Raw genomic sequence first — 19,497 nt, forward strand, 5'->3', positions numbered from 1 at the left:
TGAGCTACGGATGCATCAGGGAACTGCTTTCAGAAATAGTAAATGGTGCATCCGGGAGGATTCGAACCTCCGACCGCTCGGTTCGTAGCCGAGTACTCTATCCAGCTGAGCTACGGATGCATCGGGATTTACTACTGTACTGCTCGATATTCATATCACTTCGAAAGCAATATGAAGTAATAGATGGTGCATCCGGGAGGATTCGAACCTCCGACCGCTCGGTTCGTAGCCGAGTACTCTATCCAGCTGAGCTACGGATGCAAAATGGCGGTGAGGCGGGGATTCGAACCCCGGATGCAGCTTTTGACCGCATACTCCCTTAGCAGGGGAGCGCCTTCAGCCTCTCGGCCACCTCACCACACAACGCCTCTTTCGAGTGCTTCGAGTAACTCGTTAAGAGTTTCTCGTCGCTGCGTGGCGCATATATTACTTTCTGGGACTTATAAGTCAAACAATTTTCCACATGCTTTTTCCGTTTGCACAATTCGCACGCAATTCGCATGTAAAAGCCGCAAAGAGAGTGTTTTATAAGCGGATTTTGCAGGCATCTTCACAGAAATCTGTTGAGAGAAGCGGGTCATTTCGACGAGATAAGATTATGAGAGTGGTCAAAAACGAAGCGTTTGAAATAGAACGGTAACTTTATGCAGGAAAAATAGCAGGAGGGTTGCGTCTCGCCCGACAGCGAGACGCGACAATATCAGTAACTGGACTGCTGGGATTTTTCAGCCTGGATACGCTGGTAGATCTCTTCACGGTGGACAGATACTTCTTTAGGAGCGTTAACACCAATACGTACCTGGTTACCCTTTACCCCTAAAACTGTCACGGTGACCTCATCCCCAATCATGAGGGTCTCACCAACTCGACGAGTCAGAATCAGCATTCTTTGCTCCTTGAAAGATTAAAAGAGTCGGGTCTCTTGTATCCCGGCATTATCCATCATATAACGCCAAAAAGTAAGCGATGACAAACACGTAAAGTGTAAGCAGTCACGGCATCACATTCTGTTAAACGTAAGTTTAGCCGATATACACAAACTCAACCTGACTTTATCGTTATCGATAGCGCAGTGAGCAAGACGCCATAACGTTACCGTTATGGCGTCTGCTTGTGCTTTTTAGTTATTACAGTTTCGCGCTTACCCAGCTTTCAACGCTGGCCAATGCCGCGGGAAGTGCCGCCGCATCCGTACCACCGGCTTGCGCCATGTCCGGACGACCGCCACCTTTGCCACCCACCTGCTGGGCGACCATGCCAATCAATTCCCCTGCTTTAACACGGTCCGTCACATCCTTAGAGACGCCCGCAATCAGAGAAACCTTACCCTCTGCGACCGTTGCCAGCACGATAACCGTTGAACCAAGCTGGTTCTTCAGATCGTCGACCATCGTACGCAGCATCTTAGGCTCAACGCCCGCCAGATCGCTGACCAGCAGTTTGACGCCCTTAATGTCTACCGCTTTGCTGGAGAGGTTTGCGCTCTCCTGCGCCGCAGCCTGTTCTTTCAGCTGCTGGAGCTCTTTTTCCAGGTGACGGGTACGATCCAGCGCGACACGCACTTTCTCGCCCAGGTTCTGGCTATCGCCTTTCAGCAGCTGCGCGATCTCATGCAGCTGGTCGCTCTGCGCGTGCAGGCTGGCGATGGCGCCTTCCCCGGTCACCGCTTCGATACGACGAACGCCCGCCGCGGTGCCTGATTCAGAAACGATACGGAACAGACCGATATCACCGGTGCGCGATGCGTGAGTACCGCCGCACAGTTCGGTAGAGAAGTCGCCCATGCTCAGCACGCGAACGCGGTCGTCATATTTCTCGCCAAACAGCGCCATCGCACCTTTCTTCTTCGCGTCCTCGAGATCCATAACGTGGGTTTCGATTGGCAGGTTACGACGGATCTGCGCATTCACCAGATCTTCCACCGCACGGATTTCAGACGGCTTCATCGCTTCAAAATGCGAGAAGTCGAAACGCAGCATTTTGTCGTTAACCAGTGAACCTTTCTGTGCAACGTGCGTACCCAGCACATCGCGCAGGGCAGCGTGCATCAGGTGGGTTGCCGAGTGGTTCAGACGAATGCGCGCGCGGCGAGCTTCATCAACGTTGGCCTGAACGCCCTCGCCCACTTTCAGAGAACCAGAAACCAGTTTGCCCTGGTGACCAATCGCCTGACCGTATTTCTGGGTGTCGCTTACGCTGAAGCTAAAGCCATTGCCCTTCAGTTCGCCTTTATCGCCAACCTGGCCGCCGGATTCCGCATAGAATGGCGTTTTATCCAGGATGACAACCGCTTCCTGGCCCGCGCTAATGCTGTCTACGGCTTTCCCGTCAACAAACAGCGCGGTCACGTTGCTGGTCAGGGCCAGCTCTTCGTAGCCTTTAAATTCAGACGCGCTATCAACGCGGATCATTGCATTGTAGTCTGCGCCAAAACCGCTGGATTCACGCGCACGACGACGCTGCTCTTCCATTGCGGCTTCGAAGCCGGCTTCGTCAACTTTGATGTTGCGCTCGCGGCAAACGTCAGCCGTCAGGTCAACCGGGAAGCCGTAGGTGTCGTACAGGCGGAAAGCCGTTTCGCCATCCAGCGTGTCGCCCTGGAGTTTCGCCAGCTCGTCGTCCAGCAGCGCAAGTCCGCGCTCCAGCGTACGGGCAAACTGCTCTTCTTCGGTTTTCAGAACCTGCTCGACCTGCGCCTGCTGGCGTTTCAGTTCTTCGCCGGCAGAGCCCATCACGCCAATCAGTGGCCCAACGAGCTTATAGAAGAAGGTGTCCTTCGCGCCCAGCATGTTGCCATGACGGATCGCACGACGAATGATACGACGCAGCACATAGCCACGGTTTTCATTCGACGGGATAACGCCGTCGGCAATCAGGAACGCACAGGAACGAATATGGTCTGCGATAACGCGCAGAGACTTGTTGTTCAGATCGGTTGCGCCCGTCACGTCGGCAACGGCTTTGATCAGGGTGCTGAACAGGTCAATCTCATAGTTAGAGTTGACGTGTTGCAGAACGGCCGCGATACGCTCCAGACCCATACCGGTATCGACGGACGGTTTTGGCAGCGGCTCCATGGTGCCGTCGGCCTGACGGTTAAACTGCATGAAGACGATGTTCCAGATCTCAATGTAGCGATCGCCATCTTCTTCCGCGCTGCCCGGAGGGCCGCCCCAGATATGGTCGCCGTGATCGTAGAAAATCTCAGTGCACGGACCGCAAGGGCCGGTGTCGCCCATCTGCCAGAAGTTGTCGGACGCGTAAGGCGCGCCTTTGTTGTCACCGATACGAATGATACGTTCGCGAGGGATACCCACTTCTTTTTCCCAGATGTCGAACGCTTCGTCATCGGTCTCGTACACGGTCACCCACAGACGCTCTTTCGGCAGATTGAACCAGTTTTCACCGGTCAGCAGTTCCCACGCGTATTGAATGGCGTCGTGTTTGAAGTAGTCACCGAAGCTGAAGTTACCCAGCATTTCGAAGAAGGTATGGTGGCGCGCGGTGTAACCGACGTTTTCCAGATCGTTGTGTTTACCGCCCGCACGCACGCAACGCTGTGAGGTTGTAGCGCGGGAATAATTACGCTTGTCGAGACCAAGGAATACATCCTTGAACTGGTTCATCCCGGCGTTGGTAAACAGCAGAGTCGGGTCGTTGTTCGGTACCAGGGAGCTGCTGGCAACAACCTGGTGTCCCTTACTATGGAAAAAATCGAGAAACGCCTGACGGATCTCAGCGGTGCTCTTGCTCATAATTATCCTGAAATCAAGCTAACGAAATGTCGCAGCAGATCTGTATCTGTAAACAGTTGGACGGACCAGCTACTGGAAAAAGTGGGAATAAGATAAGTTTTCTTTAGTGGGAAGTAAAATCCCGCATGCGTTCAATCGGTAAAATTACGCCAGATATCCTGAATATCTTCCATCAGGAAGCCGCGGTAGAGCAAAAAGCGCTGGATTTTAACTTTTTCTGAAAATTCACGCGGCAGCGGCTCTCCGTACTTACGTACTGCCTGTTCGCGCGCCAGTTCGCACCAGTCGATTTCACTTTCACGCATGGCTTTTTCAATCGATTCACGGGCTACGCCTTTCTGGTTCAGCTCCTGGCGGATACGCGCGGGGCCGTAACCTTTGCGGCCGCGGCTGGCGAGAAAGCGAGCGGCAAAACGGCCGTCATCCAGATAGTGATGCTCATAGCACCAGGCAACCACACGGTCATAATCCTCCGCGGTGGCATCAATGTCTTCTGGCCCATTTTTGCTCATGACGGGCGCTGACAGTTTCCGCCGTAGCTCCTGTTCGCTATGGTCACGCACGGCAAGAATTCGCACGGCCCGATCCAGCAAGCGCGCGTAAGCTGGTCGGCGTGATGTCGGTTCACTCATAAAAAAACCTGTCGATTCAGAAATGCAAAAAGGGCCGCATCAGCAGCCCTTCATTTTTATCCGAGAGGATTAAAAGTCTTCGTTGGTTTCTTCAGCATCCGCGCCATCGACCACGAAATCAGGTTTGGAGTCCTGGTTGCTCAGCAGGAGTTCACGCACCTTCTTCTCAATCTCTTTCGCTGCCGCCGGGTTCTCCTTCAGCCAGGAGATCGCATTCGCTTTACCCTGACCAATCTTGTCACCGTTGTAGCTGTACCATGCGCCCGCTTTTTCAATCAGCTTCTCTTTCACGCCCAGGTCAACCAGCTCGCCGAGGAAGTTGATACCTTCGCCGTAGAGGATCTGGAACTCAGCCTGTTTGAACGGTGCCGCGATTTTGTTCTTCACAACCTTCACGCGGGTTTCGCTACCGACTACGTTATCACCCTCTTTCACCGCGCCGATACGGCGGATATCCAGACGGACAGAAGCGTAGAATTTCAGTGCGTTACCACCGGTGGTGGTTTCCGGGTTACCGAACATCACACCAATTTTCATACGGATCTGGTTGATGAAGATCAGCAGCGTGTTGGACTGCTTCAGGTTACCCGCCAGCTTACGCATCGCCTGGCTCATCATACGTGCCGCGAGGCCCATGTGAGAGTCACCGATTTCACCTTCAATTTCCGCTTTTGGCGTCAGCGCCGCAACGGAGTCGACGATGATCACGTCAACCGCACCTGAGCGCGCCAGCGCGTCACAAATTTCCAGTGCCTGCTCGCCGGTATCCGGCTGGGAGCACAGCAGGTTGTCGATATCAACGCCCAGCTTACGGGCATAGACTGGGTCCAGCGCGTGCTCGGCATCGATAAACGCACAGGTTTTACCTTCGCGCTGTGCCGCCGCAACAACCTGCAACGTCAGGGTGGTTTTACCCGAGGATTCCGGACCGTAGATTTCTACGATACGGCCCATCGGCAAACCGCCAGCGCCCAGTGCGATATCAAGAGAAAGCGAACCGGTGGAGATAGTTTCCACGTCCATGGAACGGTCTTCACCCAGGCGCATGATGGAGCCTTTACCGAATTGCTTTTCGATCTGGCCCAGTGCTGCCGCCAACGCTTTCTGTTTGTTTTCGTCGATAGCCATTATTACTCCTGTCATGCCGGGAGAAGCAACTGCGCTTCACCATGGACTTCTGTTCTGTTGAGGCAATTATACTGTATAGTCATACAGTATCAAGTATTTTGTAGAAATTGTTGCCAGAGCGTTTTTAACGCGTATTCCGTTGCCTGACGACGCACGCTTTCGCGATCGCCGCTGAAGCATTCCCGGCGGGTGATCCCTTCACCTTTTGAGGTGGCAAAGCCAAACCAGACGGTGCCGACAGGCTTCACGTCGCTGCCGCCGTCCGGCCCCGCGATGCCGCTGATTGAGATAGCGTAATCTGCGCGCGCCTCTTTCAGCGCGCCAATTGCCATCTCGATCACCACCGGCTCGCTGACCGCGCCATGCTGTTCGAGCGTGGCTTCACGCACGCCAATCATCTGCGCTTTAGCCTCGTTACTGTAGGTCACAAAGCCGCGTTCAAACCAGGCGGAACTGCCGGCAATATCGGTAATCACTTTCGCCACCCAGCCACCGGTGCAGGATTCTGCGGTCGTGATAGTCGCGCCGCGCTGCTTCAGCGCCAGCCCTACCACTTCGCTAAGCTGCATCAATTCATGGTCAGTCATTCTCGCTCCAGGCCTTAGAAAAACATGCAGCACAAGATAGCACTTTCTCGAAAGATATGGGGATGCGCGTCGGGTTTTACGAGGGGGCTTCAAAAATAGCCGGTGCGGGCGCACCGGCTGCGGAGAAGGCAATTACTGACTGAACGGTGACGCCGCCGGCACGCGCGCCTGAGACACCGCCAGGCCCAGCTGCCACACCGCCATCGCATAGTGCGTGCTGTGGTTGTAGCGGGTAATGGTGTAGAAGTTCGGCAGTCCGAACCAGTACTGGTAGCCCGTTCCGACATCCAGGCGCAGCAGGCTCACCTGGTCAACGTTACCCAGCGGCTGCGACGGCGTTAAGCCTGCCGCTGCCAGCTGTGCAACGCTGTATTTGGTCTTAAATCCGTTTTCCAGGCCGAACGCCTCGCCGTTCGCCTGCACCGCCACCTGGCCGCCCGGCGTCCAGCCGTGCGCTTTAAAGTAGTTGGCCACGCTGCCGATGGCGTCTTCGGGATCCCACAGGTTGATGTGACCGTCCCCGTTAAAATCTACCGCGTACTGCTTATAGGAAGACGGCATAAACTGGCCGTAGCCCATGGCTCCGGCAAACGAACCTTTCAGATCCAACGGATCGTCCTGTTCGTCTCTCGCCATCAGCAGGAAGGTTTCCAGCTCGGAGGAGAAATACTCCGCGCGGCGCGGGTAGTTGAAGGAGAGCGTCGCCAGCGCGTCGAGGATGCGGGTTTTGCCCATAATGCGGCCCCAGCGGGTCTCTACCCCAATAATCCCGACGATAATTTCCGGCGGCACGCCGTAGACCTGCCAGGCGCGGTTCAGGGCGTCTTCATACTGATTCCAGAACGCCACGCCGTTCTGCACGTTATCCGGAGTAATAAACTGTTTGCGATAGCGCAGCCACGCGCCGTTTGGCCCGGTCGGCACCTGGGCCGACGGTGCCTGCCTGTCCATCAGGCGCAGCACGTAGTCCAGACGCTTCGCCTGAGACAAAATGGCATGCAGCTGCTGGCGGTCAAAATCGTGCTTGCTCACCATTTTATCGATGAACTGTTCGGCCGCAGGGTTATTCGCGAAGTCGCCGCCCATCTGCATCATATTATGCTGTGGTTCCAGCAGGAACCCGCCGGAAGGCGCGCCAGCCGTTGGCTGAACGGCTTCAGTTTTGGGTTTGCTACTACAGGCGGACAGAAGAATAAGCGCAGGTAACAGCGCTGCATAACGACGCTTGAACATGTGGCATCCATTTAACGAGTTCGGTAAGAACCCAGTATGGTAAAGCATCCCCGACTCCTCAAGGAAGCGGTTATATGACCGTAAGCAAAATCTTTATCATTGACCACGGTCTGCGCAGGGAGAATGCATTATGATAAGCGCCCCTTCTGTCAGAGGGGGGGATGGGAACGATCGTAACCGGAGAGAAAAATGAGTGATTTTCTGTTAAACGCAGGCCGTCAGACCCTGCTGCTGGAACTCCAGGAAGCCAGCCGCCTGCCGGAGCGTCTGGGTGAGGATTTTGTTCGTGCAGCCAACGCTATTATTCACTGCGAAGGCAAGGTCATCGTGGCGGGTATCGGTAAATCCGGCCATATCGGCAAGAAGATTGCCGCGACGCTTGCCAGCACCGGCACTCCGGCGTTTTTCGTTCACCCTGCCGAAGCGCTGCACGGCGATCTGGGGATGATCGAAAGCCGCGACGTGATGCTGTTTATCTCCTACTCCGGTTCAGCCAAAGAGCTGGATCTCATCATCCCTCGCCTGCAAGAAAAATCGGTAGCCCTGTTAGCGATGACCGGAAAACCCCGCTCGCCGCTGGCGCTGGCCGCGAAAGCAACGCTGGATATTTCCGTTGAGCGCGAAGCCTGTCCGATGCACCTGGCCCCCACCTCCAGCACCGTCAACACGCTGATGATGGGCGACGCGCTGGCCATGGCGGTGATGCAGGCGCGCGGTTTTAGTGAAGAAGATTTTGCCCGCTCTCACCCTGCGGGCGCGCTCGGCGCACGTCTGCTCAACAAGGTACACCACCTGATGCGCACGGACGATGCCATTCCGCAGGTCAAGCTCGACACCAGCGTGATGGACGCCATGCTGGAGCTGAGCCGCACCGGGCTGGGGCTGGTTGCGGTGTGCGACAACGACCGCCAGGTGAAGGGCGTCTTCACCGACGGCGACCTGCGCCGCTGGCTGGTGGGCAGCGGCAAACTGGAGGCGCGGGTATCCGAAGCAATGACCCAGGGGGGGCTGACGCTGAATGCCGAGAGCCGCGCCATTGAAGCCAAAGAGGTGCTGATGAAGCGTAAAATCACCGCCGCACCGGTGGTGGACGAGCACGGCAGGCTTTGCGGCGCAATCAACCTGCAAGACTTCTACCAGGCGGGAATACTTTAACCCTTAAGCCCCAGACGTTTCGCCAGCCTGTGGAGGTTGGCGACGTCCATCTCCAGCGCCCGCGCGCACGCCGCCCAGCTGCGGTTATTCTGCTCCAGCGCGCGGGTAATCATCTGGCGCTGGAACGCGTCCGTCGCCTCGCGCAGGTTTTCGTTCACGCTCTCCGGTATAACTGGCTTAACGGCCGGCGTCGTTTCCTCATGCAGTGCAAAATGGCGCGCATGAATAACCACTTCATCCCCCGAACGCGTTGCCCGTGCCAGCACCACCGCACGGTGGATCGCATGTTCCAGCTCACGCACGTTACCCGGCCAGCCGTAGCTCAGAAGGTGCGTCCTCGCACCGGGGCTTAGCACCACGCGGGAGAGCCCCATTCTGAGCCGACACTGTTCGCAGAAAAAGCCCGCCAGCAGCACCACGTCGTCGCCCCGCTCGCGCAGCGGCGGCACCGTGAGCGGGAACACGCTCAGGCGGTGGAACAGATCGGCGCGGAAATTCCCCGCCAGCACTTCTTCGCGCAGATCGCGGTTCGTCGCCGCCAGCACGCGCACATCCACGCGTAAGCTGCGATCGTCACCCACGCGTTGAATATCGCCATACTGCAACACGCGCAGCAGCTTGGCCTGGAGAGAAAGGGAGAGCTCGCCAATTTCATCCAGGAACAGCGTGCCGTTGTCGGCCATTTCGAACTTGCCGCTGCGGTTGCTGATCGCCCCGGTAAACGCCCCTTTGACGTGACCAAACAGCTCGCTTTCCGCCACGCTTTCCGGCAGCGCCGCGCAGTTGAGGTACACCAGCGGGTTCACCGCGCGCGGCGAGGCTTCGTGGATCGCTTTCGCCACCAGCTCTTTACCGGTGCCGGTTTCCCCGAAGATCAGCACGTTCAAATCAGACGCGGCGACAATCTCAATCTCTTTTTTGAGCTGCTCCATGCCCGGCGAAAGGCCGATCATCTCGGTGTGCGCCACCTGCTCAAACACCGTCGGGCTACCGGGAAGAATATTCTGGCTCTCCAACTGTTCTATCAGCAGCGCATTGTTCAGCGCCCCGGCGGCCAGCGCGGCAATCAGCCGTAGCTCTTCGTCGCTGAAGGTATCGAACTGATCCGGCGACATGCCGTCGAGGGTTAATGCGCCAATCAGATTCTGCCCGGCGAACAGCGGCAGGCCAATACAGGCGTGCACCTTCAGGCTCTCCTGCCCGGGAATCAGGCCGTCGTACGGATCGGGCAGATCGCTGTCTGCCGGAAAACGCACCACATCGCCCGCGCGGGCAATGGTTTCCAGACGCGGGTGGCCCTCCAGCGTAAAGCGCCGCCCGAGTACGTCCTTCGCCAGGCCGTCGATAGCCAGCGGAATAAACTGCCGCCCTTCGTAACGCAGCAGCGCCGACGCATCGCAATCCAGCACGTGGCGCAACGTGGAGATCAGCCGTTGAAAGCGGTCCTGATGACCAATACCGGTTTGCAGTTCTATGGCGATTTTCGCCAGGACGTCTACGGAAAAGCTCATGTCTGCCTCACTGTCATTTTGACAATACATAATGTCATATTGACAATTTTTAAGATAGTCATAATGACTATCCATTATGTGCCATAAAATAATAAATGCTTAAAATTCAAATAAATAAAAAGTTGGCACGCAACTTGATATAAGCAAACCATCTTATTTGAAAACGCTGTATTAAGCTGAGGTTGCTATGTCTATTCTGGTTAAAAATAACATTCATTGGGTGGGTCAACGTGACTGGGAAGTACGTGATTTTCACGGCACGGAATACAAAACGCTGCGCGGCAGCAGCTATAACAGCTATCTCATCCGTGAAGGTAAAAACGTCCTGATCGATACCGTCGATCACAAATTCAGCCGTGAGTTCGTGCAGAACCTGCGCGGTGAAATCGACCTGAACGACATCGATTACATCATCATCAACCATGCGGAAGAGGATCACGCCGGGGCCCTGACCGAGCTGATGTCTTATATTCCGGATACTCCGATCTACTGCACCACCAACGCCATTGACTCCATCAACGGTCACCACCACCATCCGGAGTGGAACTTCCACACCGTAAAAACCGGCGATTCGCTGGATATCGGCAACGGCAAGCAGCTGATCTTCGTGGAAACTCCGATGCTGCACTGGCCGGACAGCATGATGACCTACATGACCGGTGACGCGGTGCTGTTCAGTAACGACGCCTTCGGCCAGCACTACTGCGACGAACGTCTGTTCAATGATGAAGTGGATCAGACCGAGCTGTTCGAACAGTGCCAGCGCTACTACGCCAATATCCTGACCCCGTTCAGCCGTCTGGTCACGCCAAAAATCACCGAGATCCTCGGCTTCAACCTGCCGGTGGATATGATTGCGACCTCCCACGGCGTGGTATGGCGTGAAAACCCAACCCAGATCGTCGAGCTGTACCTGAAATGGGCGGCGGATTACCAGGAAGACCGCATCACCATCTTCTACGACACCATGTCCAACAACACCCGCATGATGGCGGACGCGATTGCCCAGGGTATCAACGAAGTTGACCCGAACGTGGCGGTGAAAATCTTCAACGTGGCGCGTAGCGATAAAAACGAAATCCTGACCAACGTCTTCCGCTCCAAGGGCGTGCTGGTGGGTACCTCCACCATGAACAACGTGATGATGCCGAAGATTGCCGGACTGGTGGAAGAGATGACCGGCCTGCGCTTTCGTAACAAACGCGCCAGCGCCTTTGGCTCTCACGGCTGGAGCGGCGGCGCGGTAGACCGTCTCTCCACCCGTTTACAGGATGCCGGCTTTGAGATGTCCATGAGCCTGAAGGCGAAATGGCGTCCGGACCTCGACGCGCTGGAAATCTGTCGCCAGCATGGCCGCGACATTGCACGCCAGTGGGCGCTTGCGCCGCTGCCGGAAACCGCCCCCGCCGCGGCGGTTGCGCCGGAAGCCTTAGCAGAAGCTGCCGCTGCCGACCTCGGTCCTTGCATGCAGTGCAGCGTCTGTCAGTGGATTTACGATCCTGAACTGGGCGAGCCGTTGCAGGATGTCGCGCCGGGTACGCCGTGGAGCGAGGTGCCGGACAACTTCCTCTGCCCTGAATGTTCCCTCGGCAAAGACGTCTTTGATGAACTGGCAACGGAGGCAAAATGAGCCACGGCATCGTCATTATCGGCTCGGGCTTTGCCGCCCGCCAGCTGGTGAAAAATATCCGCAAACAGGATGCTAACGTGCCGTTGACGGTGATTGCCGCCGACAGCATGGACGAGTACAACAAGCCTGATTTAAGCCACGTCATTAGCCAGAATCAGCGCGCCGAAGATCTCACCCGCCAGACGGCGGGGGAGTTCGCAGAGCAGTTTAACCTGCGTCTGTTTCCGTACACCTGGGTTACGGATATTGACGCCGACGCCCATGTGGTGAAAGCGAAAGATCATACCTGGCAGTACGACAAGCTGGTGCTGGCGACGGGCGCCTCTGCGTTTGTGCCACCGGTTGAGGGCCGCGAGCTGATGGTCACGCTCAACAGCCAGCAGGAGTATCAGGCCAGCGAAACCCGGCTACGCGATGCCGCCAGGGTGATGATTGTCGGCGGCGGGCTGATTGGCACCGAGCTGGCGATGGACTTCTGTCGGGCGGGTAAATCCGTCACCCTGGTTGACCACGCGGCCAGCATTCTGTCGGCGCTGATGCCGGCAGAAGTAAGCAGTCGCTTACAGCATCGTCTGACCGACATGGGCGTGCACCTGCTGCTGAAATCGCAGTTGCAGAGCCTGAGCAAAACCGAAACCGGCGTTCTTGCAACGCTCGACCGCCATCGCAGCGTGGAAGTGGATGTGGTTATCGCGGCGACGGGTTTGCGCCCGGAAACCGCGCTGGCGCACCGCGCAGGGGCCGAAATAAACCGCGGCGTGAAGGTAGACAGCTACCTGCAAACCACCCAGCCGGACATTTATGCCCTGGGCGACTGCGCGGAAATTAACGGAAAGGTGCTGCCGTTCCTGCAACCGATTCAGTTAAGCGCCATGTTCCTGGCGAAAAACCTGCTCGGCGGCAGCGCACCGGTGAAGTTACCCGCCATGCTGGTGAAAGTAAAAACGCCGGAATTACCGCTGCATCTCGCCGGTGAAACGCAGCGTCAGGATCTGAACTGGCAAATAACCATAGAGCCTCAGGGCATGGTGGCGCGCGGTACGGATGCTGAGGGTCAGATGCGCGCCTTTGTTGTCAGCGAAGACAGAATGAAAGAGGCCTTCGCGCTGCTGAAATCGCTTCCTGCTTAACCCTCGTAATGCCGGGTGGCGCTCCGCTTACCCGGCCTACTCAACACCAAAACGGCAAACCTTGTAGGCCCGCGCAAGCGTAGCTCCGCCGGGCAAAAACAGGGCTGCGTGGTTCAGGACCGCACCACCAGCCCGTCATAGCCGCGCCAGCGGTAGTTCACCATCGAGATCAGCCAGCAGGCGACAAACAGCCCGACCACCACAAACCCGGCGTCACCCAGGTTGTCGTTCACCGCGCCAATCAGATCCCACACGCCGCCGCTGAGGGCGAACTTATCCATCAGCAGACCCAGCGCTTCCAGCCCGCCGATAAACAGCGCCACCACCACCGAGGTGCCGGTGATGGTCATGTTGTAGTACAGCTTGCGCTGCGGCTTGTTGAACGCCCAGCCGTAGGCGCCCACCATCAGCAGATTATCGAGCGTATCCACCAGCGCCATGCCGCTGGCGAAGAGCGCCGGGAAGATCATGATCGACCACACCGACATCCCGCTGGAGGCGCTGGCGGCGGAGATCCCCAGCACGCCAATTTCGGTGGCCGTGTCGAAGCCGAGGCCAAACAGGAAACCCACCAGATACATCTGCCAGCTTTTATTGACGAGGCGGAAGGTTTTGCCGAACAGCCAGTTCATGACGCCACCCTGCGCAGGCAGCGTAATGTCACCCTGCACCGGCCTGCCGTTTTTAAGCGACTGGAAACTGCGCCAGACGCCGCGCAGGATCACCATATTCACCAGCGCCATCGCCAGCAGGAAGGTGGCGGAGACGGCGGTGCCAATCAGGCTGCCGGTTTCGTGGAACCACGCCATATTTTTTTGAAACGCCGTGGCGGTCGCCGCAATGGCGATGGACGCCAGCACCACGATGGTGGAGTGTCCGAGGGAAAACCATGCGCCCACGCCGGACGGGCGTTTGCCCTGCTGCATCATCTTACGCGTGACGGTATCAATCGCCGCGATATGGTCGGCATCCACCGCGTGGCGCAGCCCGTAACACCAGGCCAGCAGGCTGGCCGCCATCAGCGCCGTACTGCCGCTAAAGGTTTGCCACGCCAGCCCCCAGGCCAGCAGATTAGCCATCACCAGAGCCAGCAGCAGGCACGCTGCACGAGGTTCATTGCGTAAAAGTCGTAACATTTTAAATCCTTTGTGAACATGACCGGGCGGCAGCAACCACCGCCTGCCCGAAGGAGATCGCTCCGTCACCTGCGGGCAGGCGCGAAGGAAACAGAAGCGTGAAATCAGAAAGGTAATGACGAAGGCGCGCGCGCAGCAGGCGATTGTGAAGGACGCCTCCGCTGAAGCACACCGTAGAGAGCGACAGTCGGCGCGCATGCGTTGCCGCCAGTTCACTCAGCCCCTTCGCCAGCGCATCGTGAAATGCCCAGGCGCGCTCGCCGGGTTCCGCCCGCCAGGCCAGCCACTGCTGCCAGAACAGCGTGAGGTTATCCGCCTGTAGCGTCACCGGATGATCGACTCCCGCGTACCGTTCGGCCAGCGCCTCCAGCCGGCACGCGGCTTCGCCCTCATAGCGCTGCGTTTCAATGCCCAGCGCACAGGCCACGGCGTCGAACAGACGACCACAGGAAGAGGCCAGCGGCGCATTGATACCGCGTGACACCGCCGTTGCCAGCAGCGGCCAGTTTTGACGCTGTACCGCCTCTGTTTCCGGGTACTGCTGCCAGTCGGGTACGAACGCCAGACAGTGGGCGAGCAAATTGCGCCACGGCTGTTTCGCTGCCAGATCGCCCCCGGGCAGCGCAACGGCTGGCAGACCGCCCAGCCGTTCGCAGTCGAGATAGTTCACCCGCAGGCACTCGCCGCCCCACAGCGCGCCATTCTCGCCCATGCCTATCCCGTCCAGCGTCAGGGCAATAGCATCCCCGCCGTCCAGCGGCCAGCCGTTCTCCGCCAGACACGCTGCCGCATGCGCGTGATGATGCAGCACGGTTGCAACGGGCAGCCCCTGCGCCTGCGCCCACCGTTGGGCGTGATATCCGGGATGGGCATCGCACACCACGCGTTCCGGCTGAAAAGCGTAAATCTGCTGCATCAGCGCCAGCGCCGCGCGCCACTGGGCGTCAACGCCCTCGTCGCGAAGGTTGCCAAAATGCTGGCTCAGCACCGCCTGGCTGCCGCGCACCAGGCAGAAGGTATTTTTCATGTCCGCGCCGGTGCACAGCATGGGAGGGATATCGCGAAATCCGGCGGGTAATGTGATGGCATCCGGCACAAAACCCCGCGCGCGACGCAGCATTGCGCCCTCCTGATCCATCACCGAATCATCCATCCGTTGCAGAATGTCGCGGTTGTGCAGCAGGAAACCGTCAGCCACGTCGCGGAGCGCTTCCAGCGCCTGCGGGTTGGTGATGGCGGGCGGGCGACCGCTGAGGTTACCGGAGGTCATCACCAGCGGGCGCCGGCACGCCATCACTAACAAGTGCTGGATCGGGTTCGCGGGCAGCATCACGCCGACCGTATTCAGCCCCGGGGCAATCTCCTCAGGAAACGCGGGAAGAGAGGCTTTTGGCGCCAGCACAATCGGCGCAGCGGAAGAGCGTAACCGCGTCTGAATGGCCTGCGGCAGATCATCCGCATGGGGGATCATCACCGCCAGCGGCTTCGTCGGGCGCTGCTTGCGTGCCCGCAACGTCTGTACCGCCCGGGGGTTAAGCGCGTCGCAGACCAGATGAAATCCTCCCAGCCCTTTAACCGCCACGATCCCGCCGTTTTTCAGCCTCTCCACCGCCGCGTTTAAGGCCGATTCGCGAGTGGCAACTGTGTCTCCGGCTCGCCACTCCAGCTGCGGTCCACAGTCCGGGCAGGCCACCGGCTGGGCGTGAAAACGGCGATCGGCCGGATTGCGGTATTCCGTTTCGCACGGCGGACAGAGGGGAAATGGGGCCATCGACGTGGCCGGTCGGTCATACGGCATGGCGCGGATGATGGTGAAACGCGGGCCGCAGTGGGTGCAGTTGATAAACGGGTAGCGATAGCGACGTTCGCGGGGATCGCGCATTTCCGCCAGGCACGCGGGGCAGGTGGCGGCATCCGGGACGATTTGCGTGTCCATCGCCCCGCTCTCGCTGTGGCGGATGACAAACGCGTCCGGCAGCGTCGTCCAGCTGAACGGCTGCGTTTCAACGTGATCGATACGCGCCAGCGGTGGGCAATCCTGGCGCAGTCTCGCGGTAAAGTCACCCCCACTGCCCGCGAGACGCACCAGGACCCCCTCTCCGTCGTTGCACACGTCGCCTGTCAGCTTCAGCCGATGCGCCAGCTGCCAGACGAAGGGCCGAAACCCCACGCCCTGTACTTTGCCGCGCACCCGAAGCTGTACGCCGTTCACGCGCATTGCAGCTTAAAACAGCAGCGATGACGAGGTGTCGAACGCCGCGCGGCGGCGTTTTTCGGCACTCATCTGTTCGAGCTTGTCGCGATCGACGCAGACCAGCGCATGCGTCGGACAGGCTTCCATACAGGCCGGACCGGCGTCGCGGTGGTAGCAGAGGTCACATTTATTGGCTTCGGCTTTCTCCGCGCGCACGCTCAGCCCGATACCGCTGTTGCGCACCACCGGGCGAACCACCACCTCCATCGCGCCATACGGACACGCCACCACGCAGGTTTTGCACCCGATGCAGCGTTCCTGCATCACGTGTACAAAACCTTTCTCGCGCTTAATCGCGCCGTTCGGACAGACGTTGGCGCACGGCGCATCTTCGCACTGGCGACAGATAGCGGCGGTGGAAATATTCACGCCTTTAATGACGTGAATGCGCGGCAGGAAAGTGTCGGGAGTCAGAGCGGCGCAATCCTGCTCTGCCTGATGGGACACCACGCACGCAACCTCACAGGTACGGCAACCAATGCATTTACTGGCATCGGCCATGATAAAACGGTTCATCTGCTTCTCCGGCATCACTGTTATGCGCGAAGCTATTCATAAACCGTGCCAGTTTTTAATTTATTGATTTAATAGAAGATAAATAACGTTGATCGCTGTCATCGTCATTAGTGACGATGACAGATGTCGACGTCAGCGATGCGGGCCGTCAGTAACGGAGTCGCGCAGGACAAGCTCGCCGGAGAAGGTTTGCTGGTATTTAAACTCACCGCCGTCGAGCATGAAAATCAGGCGGCTGATGGTCTCCTGGATCATTGCCGTCACCGGAATGCGCACGCTGGAGAGAGACGGCACGATGTAGGGCGCAATCGCCACGTCGTCAAAGCCGATGACGGACACCGCGTCCGGCATGGCGACGCCGCTCTCGTGCAGCTGCTTGATGGCACCGATCGCCATATCGTCATTGCTCGCCACCAGTGCGGTAAACGCTTCGCCACGGCTGAGCAGCTGTGTGACCGCCGCCGCGCCGCTGGCCGGGCTCCACTTCCCTTCGGCGATCAGCGCGTCGCGCAGGGCAATGCCGTGCTGCGCCAGGGCGTCCCGGTAGCCGGAGAGACGCTCCACGCCGGTCGGTGAATCCAGCGAGCCGGTGATAAACGCAATGCCCCGGTGGCCTTTCGCGATCAGCTGCGAAACCGCGTCCTGACACGACGCTTTATGATCGGACCAGACGCTGTGGCTGCTGTTTTTCCGCAAACGGCGGTTGAGCACCACGATCGGCTGCTCGCATTTGTCGATAATCTCGTCCAGCTCTTCCACGCTCAGAAAACGCGGGTAGATGATCACCGCATCGCAGCGCATATCCAGCAGGTACTGGATCGCCTCGCGCTCTTCTTCGGCGCTGTGCTTGCCGTCGGCGAGGATCAGCTGCCGCCCTTTTTCTTCCGTCATCCGCGCGGCGTTAAACAGCAGCTCGCTAAAGTAGACGCCGTGGTAAAGGGTGTTCGTCACCACCAGCCCCAGGGTCTGGGTGCGTTTGGTCGCTAGGTTACGCGCCAGCAAATTGGGACGATACCCGCTCTCTTCGATGGCCTGAAATACCCGGTCTTTGGTCTCCTGGCTAACGTAACCGTTACCCGACAGCACCCGGGAAACCGTCGCTTTCGACACGCCCGCCCGCTTCGCCACTTCCAGCATCGTGGTCATAGTGTTATTCCCTTCAAAACCGATGAGCCGCAGTGTACTTCACCGCAGAAAAATTGTCGCAGCAGCGTTGTCACGCTTTTTACGGTCACGAGTGATCGTCATCACGAAACGAAAAAATGCATAAAAAGCGATCTTGTGCGATCAAAAGAAACTCATGATGATTATGTGAAACCGGTTTCCTACATTTCACACAACGATAACAGGAACATTTCCGATGGCCAAAAACTACGCCGCGCTGGCAAACGACGTTGTCAGCGCGCTGGGCGGCAAAGACAACATCGTCGCCGTCACCCACTGCATGACGCGCCTGCGCTTCGTTCTGAAAGACGAAAGCCTTACCGACGCCGCGCGCCTGAAAAGCATCAGCGGCGTGCTCGGCGTGGTGCGCAACGACAACCAGTGCCAGGTGATTATTGGCAATACCGTGTCCCAGGCGTACCGTGAAGTGGTGAACCTGCTGCCAGCCAACCTGCAACCTGCCGTACCGGAAGGTCCACAGAAACTCACGCTGCGCCGGATTGGCGCGGGGATCCTCGACGCGCTGATCGGCACTATGTCGCCGCTGATCCCGGCGATCATCGGTGGCTCGATGGTCAAACTGCTGGCGATGATCCTCGAAATGACCGGCGTGCTGGAAAAAGGCGCGCCGACGCTCACCATTCTGACGGTCATCGGCGACGGAGCCTTCTTCTTCCTGCCGCTGATGGTGGCGGCTTCCGCAGCGGTGAAGTTCAAAACCAACATGTCGCTGGCGATTGCCATTGCGGGCGTGCTGGTTCACCCGAGCTTTATCGAGCTGATGGCGAAAGCCGCGCAGGGCGAGCACGTTGAGTTCGCGCTGATCCCGGTGACGGCGGTGAAATACACCTACACGGTGATCCCGGCCCTGGTCATGACCTGGTGCCTGTCGTATATCGAACGCTGGGTGGACAGAATTACCCCGGCGGTGACGAAAAACTTCCTGAAGCCGATGCTGATCGTGCTGATTGCCGCCCCGCTCGCCATCGTGCTGATTGGCCCGCTGGGGATCTGGATCGGTAGCGCCATCTCGGCGCTGGTCTACACCATCCACGGCTATCTGGGCTGGCTGTCCGTTGCCATCATGGGCGCGCTGTGGCCGCTGCTGGTGATGACCGGGATGCACCGCGTCTTTACGCCAACCATCATCCAGACCATTGCCGAAACGGGCAAAGAAGGGATGGTAATGCCGTCGGAAATCGGCGCTAACCTGTCGCTCGGCGGCTCGTCGCTGGCGGTGGCGTGGAAAACGAAAAACCCGGAGTTGCGCCAGACGGCGCTGGCGGCAGCGGCCTCCGCCATCATGGCGGGGATCTCTGAACCGGCCCTGTACGGCGTGGCGGTACGTCTGAAGCGCCCGCTGATTGCGAGCCTGATCAGTGGCTTTATCTGCGGTGCGGTCGCAGGCATGGCAGGCCTTGCCAGCCACTCAATGGCGGCGCCGGGGCTGTTCACCAGCGTGCAGTTCTTCGATCCGGCCAACCCGATGACTATCGTCTGGGTGTTTGGCGTGATGGGGCTGGCGGTCGTGCTGTCGTTTGTCCTGACCCTGCTGTTAGGGTTCGAGGATATTCCGGTTGAAGACGAAGCCGAAAAAGCACGCGCCCTGCAAACCGCACCGGTCCAGAACAAAGCAGCAGAAGCATAAACTGAAAGCGAGGTAAGA

15 protein-coding genes and 3 tRNA genes are annotated in these 19,497 nt (G+C 58.3%); 4 read left to right on the forward strand and 14 right to left on the reverse strand.

The features are described from left to right. Positions 1-43: 43 nt before the first annotated feature. The 9 genes from N5C09_RS19250 to mltB all read right to left on the reverse strand — a co-directional run bounded on the left by N5C09_RS19250 (position 44) and on the right by mltB (position 7,335). Positions 44-120 (reverse strand) — tRNA-Arg (locus N5C09_RS19250). 64 nt (positions 121-184) lie between these two features. Further along, positions 185-261 (reverse strand) — tRNA-Arg (locus N5C09_RS19255). Between the two features lie 4 nt (positions 262-265). Next, positions 266-358: transfer RNA gene (locus tag N5C09_RS19260), tRNA-Ser, on the reverse strand. A gap of 342 nt (positions 359-700) precedes the next feature. Further along, positions 701-886, reverse strand: a complete 186-nt coding sequence (csrA, locus tag N5C09_RS19265; protein WP_000906486.1) for a carbon storage regulator CsrA — start codon at positions 884-886, stop codon at positions 701-703. 241 nt (positions 887-1,127) lie between these two features. Next, entirely contained in the window at positions 1,128-3,755 is a 2,628-nt protein-coding gene (gene alaS / locus N5C09_RS19270) for an alanine--tRNA ligase (RefSeq protein WP_279749687.1), read from the reverse strand. A 131-nt stretch (positions 3,756-3,886) separates the two neighbouring features. After that, positions 3,887-4,387 carry a recombination regulator RecX gene (gene recX / locus N5C09_RS19275; protein WP_193527730.1) on the reverse strand — a complete coding sequence of 167 codons (501 nt, stop codon included), beginning with the start codon at positions 4,385-4,387 and terminating at the stop codon, positions 3,887-3,889. Between the two features lie 69 nt (positions 4,388-4,456). Beyond that, a complete protein-coding gene (gene recA / locus N5C09_RS19280) occupies positions 4,457-5,515 on the reverse strand; it encodes a recombinase RecA (protein ID WP_022649140.1) in 1,059 nt (352 codons plus the stop codon). 89 nt (positions 5,516-5,604) lie between these two features. Next, positions 5,605-6,102, reverse strand: coding sequence for a nicotinamide-nucleotide amidase (pncC, locus tag N5C09_RS19285; protein WP_063869426.1), 498 nt, complete (start codon positions 6,100-6,102; stop codon positions 5,605-5,607). 132 nt (positions 6,103-6,234) lie between these two features. Beyond that, entirely contained in the window at positions 6,235-7,335 is a 1,101-nt protein-coding gene (gene mltB / locus N5C09_RS19290; protein WP_279749688.1) for a lytic murein transglycosylase B, read from the reverse strand. 189 nt (positions 7,336-7,524) lie between these two features. Between mltB and gutQ the strand changes: the two genes are divergently transcribed. Next, a complete protein-coding gene (gutQ, locus tag N5C09_RS19295) occupies positions 7,525-8,490 on the forward strand; it encodes an arabinose-5-phosphate isomerase GutQ (RefSeq protein WP_279749689.1) in 966 nt (321 codons plus the stop codon). On the opposite strand, the gene norR is transcribed toward gutQ, so the two are convergent. After that, positions 8,487-10,001, reverse strand: a complete 1,515-nt coding sequence (gene norR / locus N5C09_RS19300; RefSeq protein ID WP_279749691.1) for a nitric oxide reductase transcriptional regulator NorR — start codon at positions 9,999-10,001, stop codon at positions 8,487-8,489. The two genes, gutQ and norR, sit on opposite strands and share 4 nt — an antisense overlap. 187 nt (positions 10,002-10,188) lie before the next feature. Between norR and norV the strand changes: the two genes are divergently transcribed. Beyond that, on the forward strand, positions 10,189-11,631 hold the full coding sequence (gene norV, locus N5C09_RS19305; RefSeq protein WP_063869418.1) for an anaerobic nitric oxide reductase flavorubredoxin: 1,443 nt from the start codon (positions 10,189-10,191) through the stop codon (positions 11,629-11,631). Next, on the forward strand, positions 11,628-12,761 hold the full coding sequence (gene norW / locus N5C09_RS19310; protein ID WP_279749692.1) for an NADH:flavorubredoxin reductase NorW: 1,134 nt from the start codon (positions 11,628-11,630) through the stop codon (positions 12,759-12,761). Before norV ends, norW begins: the two co-directional genes overlap by 4 nt. A gap of 113 nt (positions 12,762-12,874) precedes the next feature. On the opposite strand, the gene N5C09_RS19315 is transcribed toward norW, so the two are convergent. The 4 genes from N5C09_RS19315 to N5C09_RS19330 form a co-directional block, all read right to left on the reverse strand. Continuing rightward, entirely contained in the window at positions 12,875-13,897 is a 1,023-nt protein-coding gene (locus N5C09_RS19315) for a HoxN/HupN/NixA family nickel/cobalt transporter (RefSeq protein WP_112792758.1), read from the reverse strand. A gap of 1 nt (position 13,898) precedes the next feature. Beyond that, positions 13,899-16,115: a carbamoyltransferase HypF gene (hypF, locus tag N5C09_RS19320; protein ID WP_279749693.1), complete on the reverse strand. Its 2,217-nt coding sequence runs from the start codon at positions 16,113-16,115 to the stop codon at positions 13,899-13,901. Between the two features lie 6 nt (positions 16,116-16,121). Continuing rightward, on the reverse strand, positions 16,122-16,667 hold the full coding sequence (hydN, locus tag N5C09_RS19325; protein WP_063869411.1) for an electron transport protein HydN: 546 nt from the start codon (positions 16,665-16,667) through the stop codon (positions 16,122-16,124). A gap of 132 nt (positions 16,668-16,799) precedes the next feature. Next, positions 16,800-17,813, reverse strand: a complete 1,014-nt coding sequence (locus N5C09_RS19330; RefSeq protein ID WP_279749695.1) for a LacI family DNA-binding transcriptional regulator — start codon at positions 17,811-17,813, stop codon at positions 16,800-16,802. A 214-nt stretch (positions 17,814-18,027) separates the two neighbouring features. Between N5C09_RS19330 and ascF the strand changes: the two genes are divergently transcribed. Then, positions 18,028-19,479: a PTS cellobiose/arbutin/salicin transporter subunit IIBC gene (ascF, locus tag N5C09_RS19335; protein ID WP_063451854.1), complete on the forward strand. Its 1,452-nt coding sequence runs from the start codon at positions 18,028-18,030 to the stop codon at positions 19,477-19,479. Positions 19,480-19,497: the final 18 nt, after the last annotated feature.

The sequence above is a fragment of the Enterobacter sp. GD03975 genome, assembly GCF_029838645.1.
Classification (GTDB): Bacteria; Pseudomonadota; Gammaproteobacteria; order Enterobacterales; family Enterobacteriaceae; genus Enterobacter; species Enterobacter quasihormaechei.

Bases quoted from the DNA above. Each gene is read 5' to 3' on its own strand.
- recA (WP_022649140.1), bottom strand. From the start codon at position 5,515: ATGGCTATCGACGAAAACAAACAGAAAGCGTTGGCGGCAGCACTGGGC.
- N5C09_RS19330 (WP_279749695.1), bottom strand. From the start codon at position 17,813: ATGACCACGATGCTGGAAGTGGCGAAGCGGGCGGGCGTGTCGAAAGCG.
- gutQ (WP_279749689.1), top strand. From the start codon at position 7,525: ATGAGTGATTTTCTGTTAAACGCAGGCCGTCAGACCCTGCTGCTGGAA.
- norR (WP_279749691.1), bottom strand. From the start codon at position 10,001: ATGAGCTTTTCCGTAGACGTCCTGGCGAAAATCGCCATAGAACTGCAA.
- ascF (WP_063451854.1), top strand. From the start codon at position 18,028: ATGGCCAAAAACTACGCCGCGCTGGCAAACGACGTTGTCAGCGCGCTG.
- alaS (WP_279749687.1), bottom strand. From the start codon at position 3,755: ATGAGCAAGAGCACCGCTGAGATCCGTCAGGCGTTTCTCGATTTTTTC.
- csrA (WP_000906486.1), bottom strand. From the start codon at position 886: ATGCTGATTCTGACTCGTCGAGTTGGTGAGACCCTCATGATTGGGGAT.
- pncC (WP_063869426.1), bottom strand. From the start codon at position 6,102: ATGACTGACCATGAATTGATGCAGCTTAGCGAAGTGGTAGGGCTGGCG.
- mltB (WP_279749688.1), bottom strand. From the start codon at position 7,335: ATGTTCAAGCGTCGTTATGCAGCGCTGTTACCTGCGCTTATTCTTCTG.
- recX (WP_193527730.1), bottom strand. From the start codon at position 4,387: ATGAGTGAACCGACATCACGCCGACCAGCTTACGCGCGCTTGCTGGAT.
- norW (WP_279749692.1), top strand. From the start codon at position 11,628: ATGAGCCACGGCATCGTCATTATCGGCTCGGGCTTTGCCGCCCGCCAG.
- hypF (WP_279749693.1), bottom strand. From the start codon at position 16,115: ATGCGCGTGAACGGCGTACAGCTTCGGGTGCGCGGCAAAGTACAGGGC.
- hydN (WP_063869411.1), bottom strand. From the start codon at position 16,667: ATGAACCGTTTTATCATGGCCGATGCCAGTAAATGCATTGGTTGCCGT.
- N5C09_RS19315 (WP_112792758.1), bottom strand. From the start codon at position 13,897: ATGTTACGACTTTTACGCAATGAACCTCGTGCAGCGTGCCTGCTGCTG.
- norV (WP_063869418.1), top strand. From the start codon at position 10,189: ATGTCTATTCTGGTTAAAAATAACATTCATTGGGTGGGTCAACGTGAC.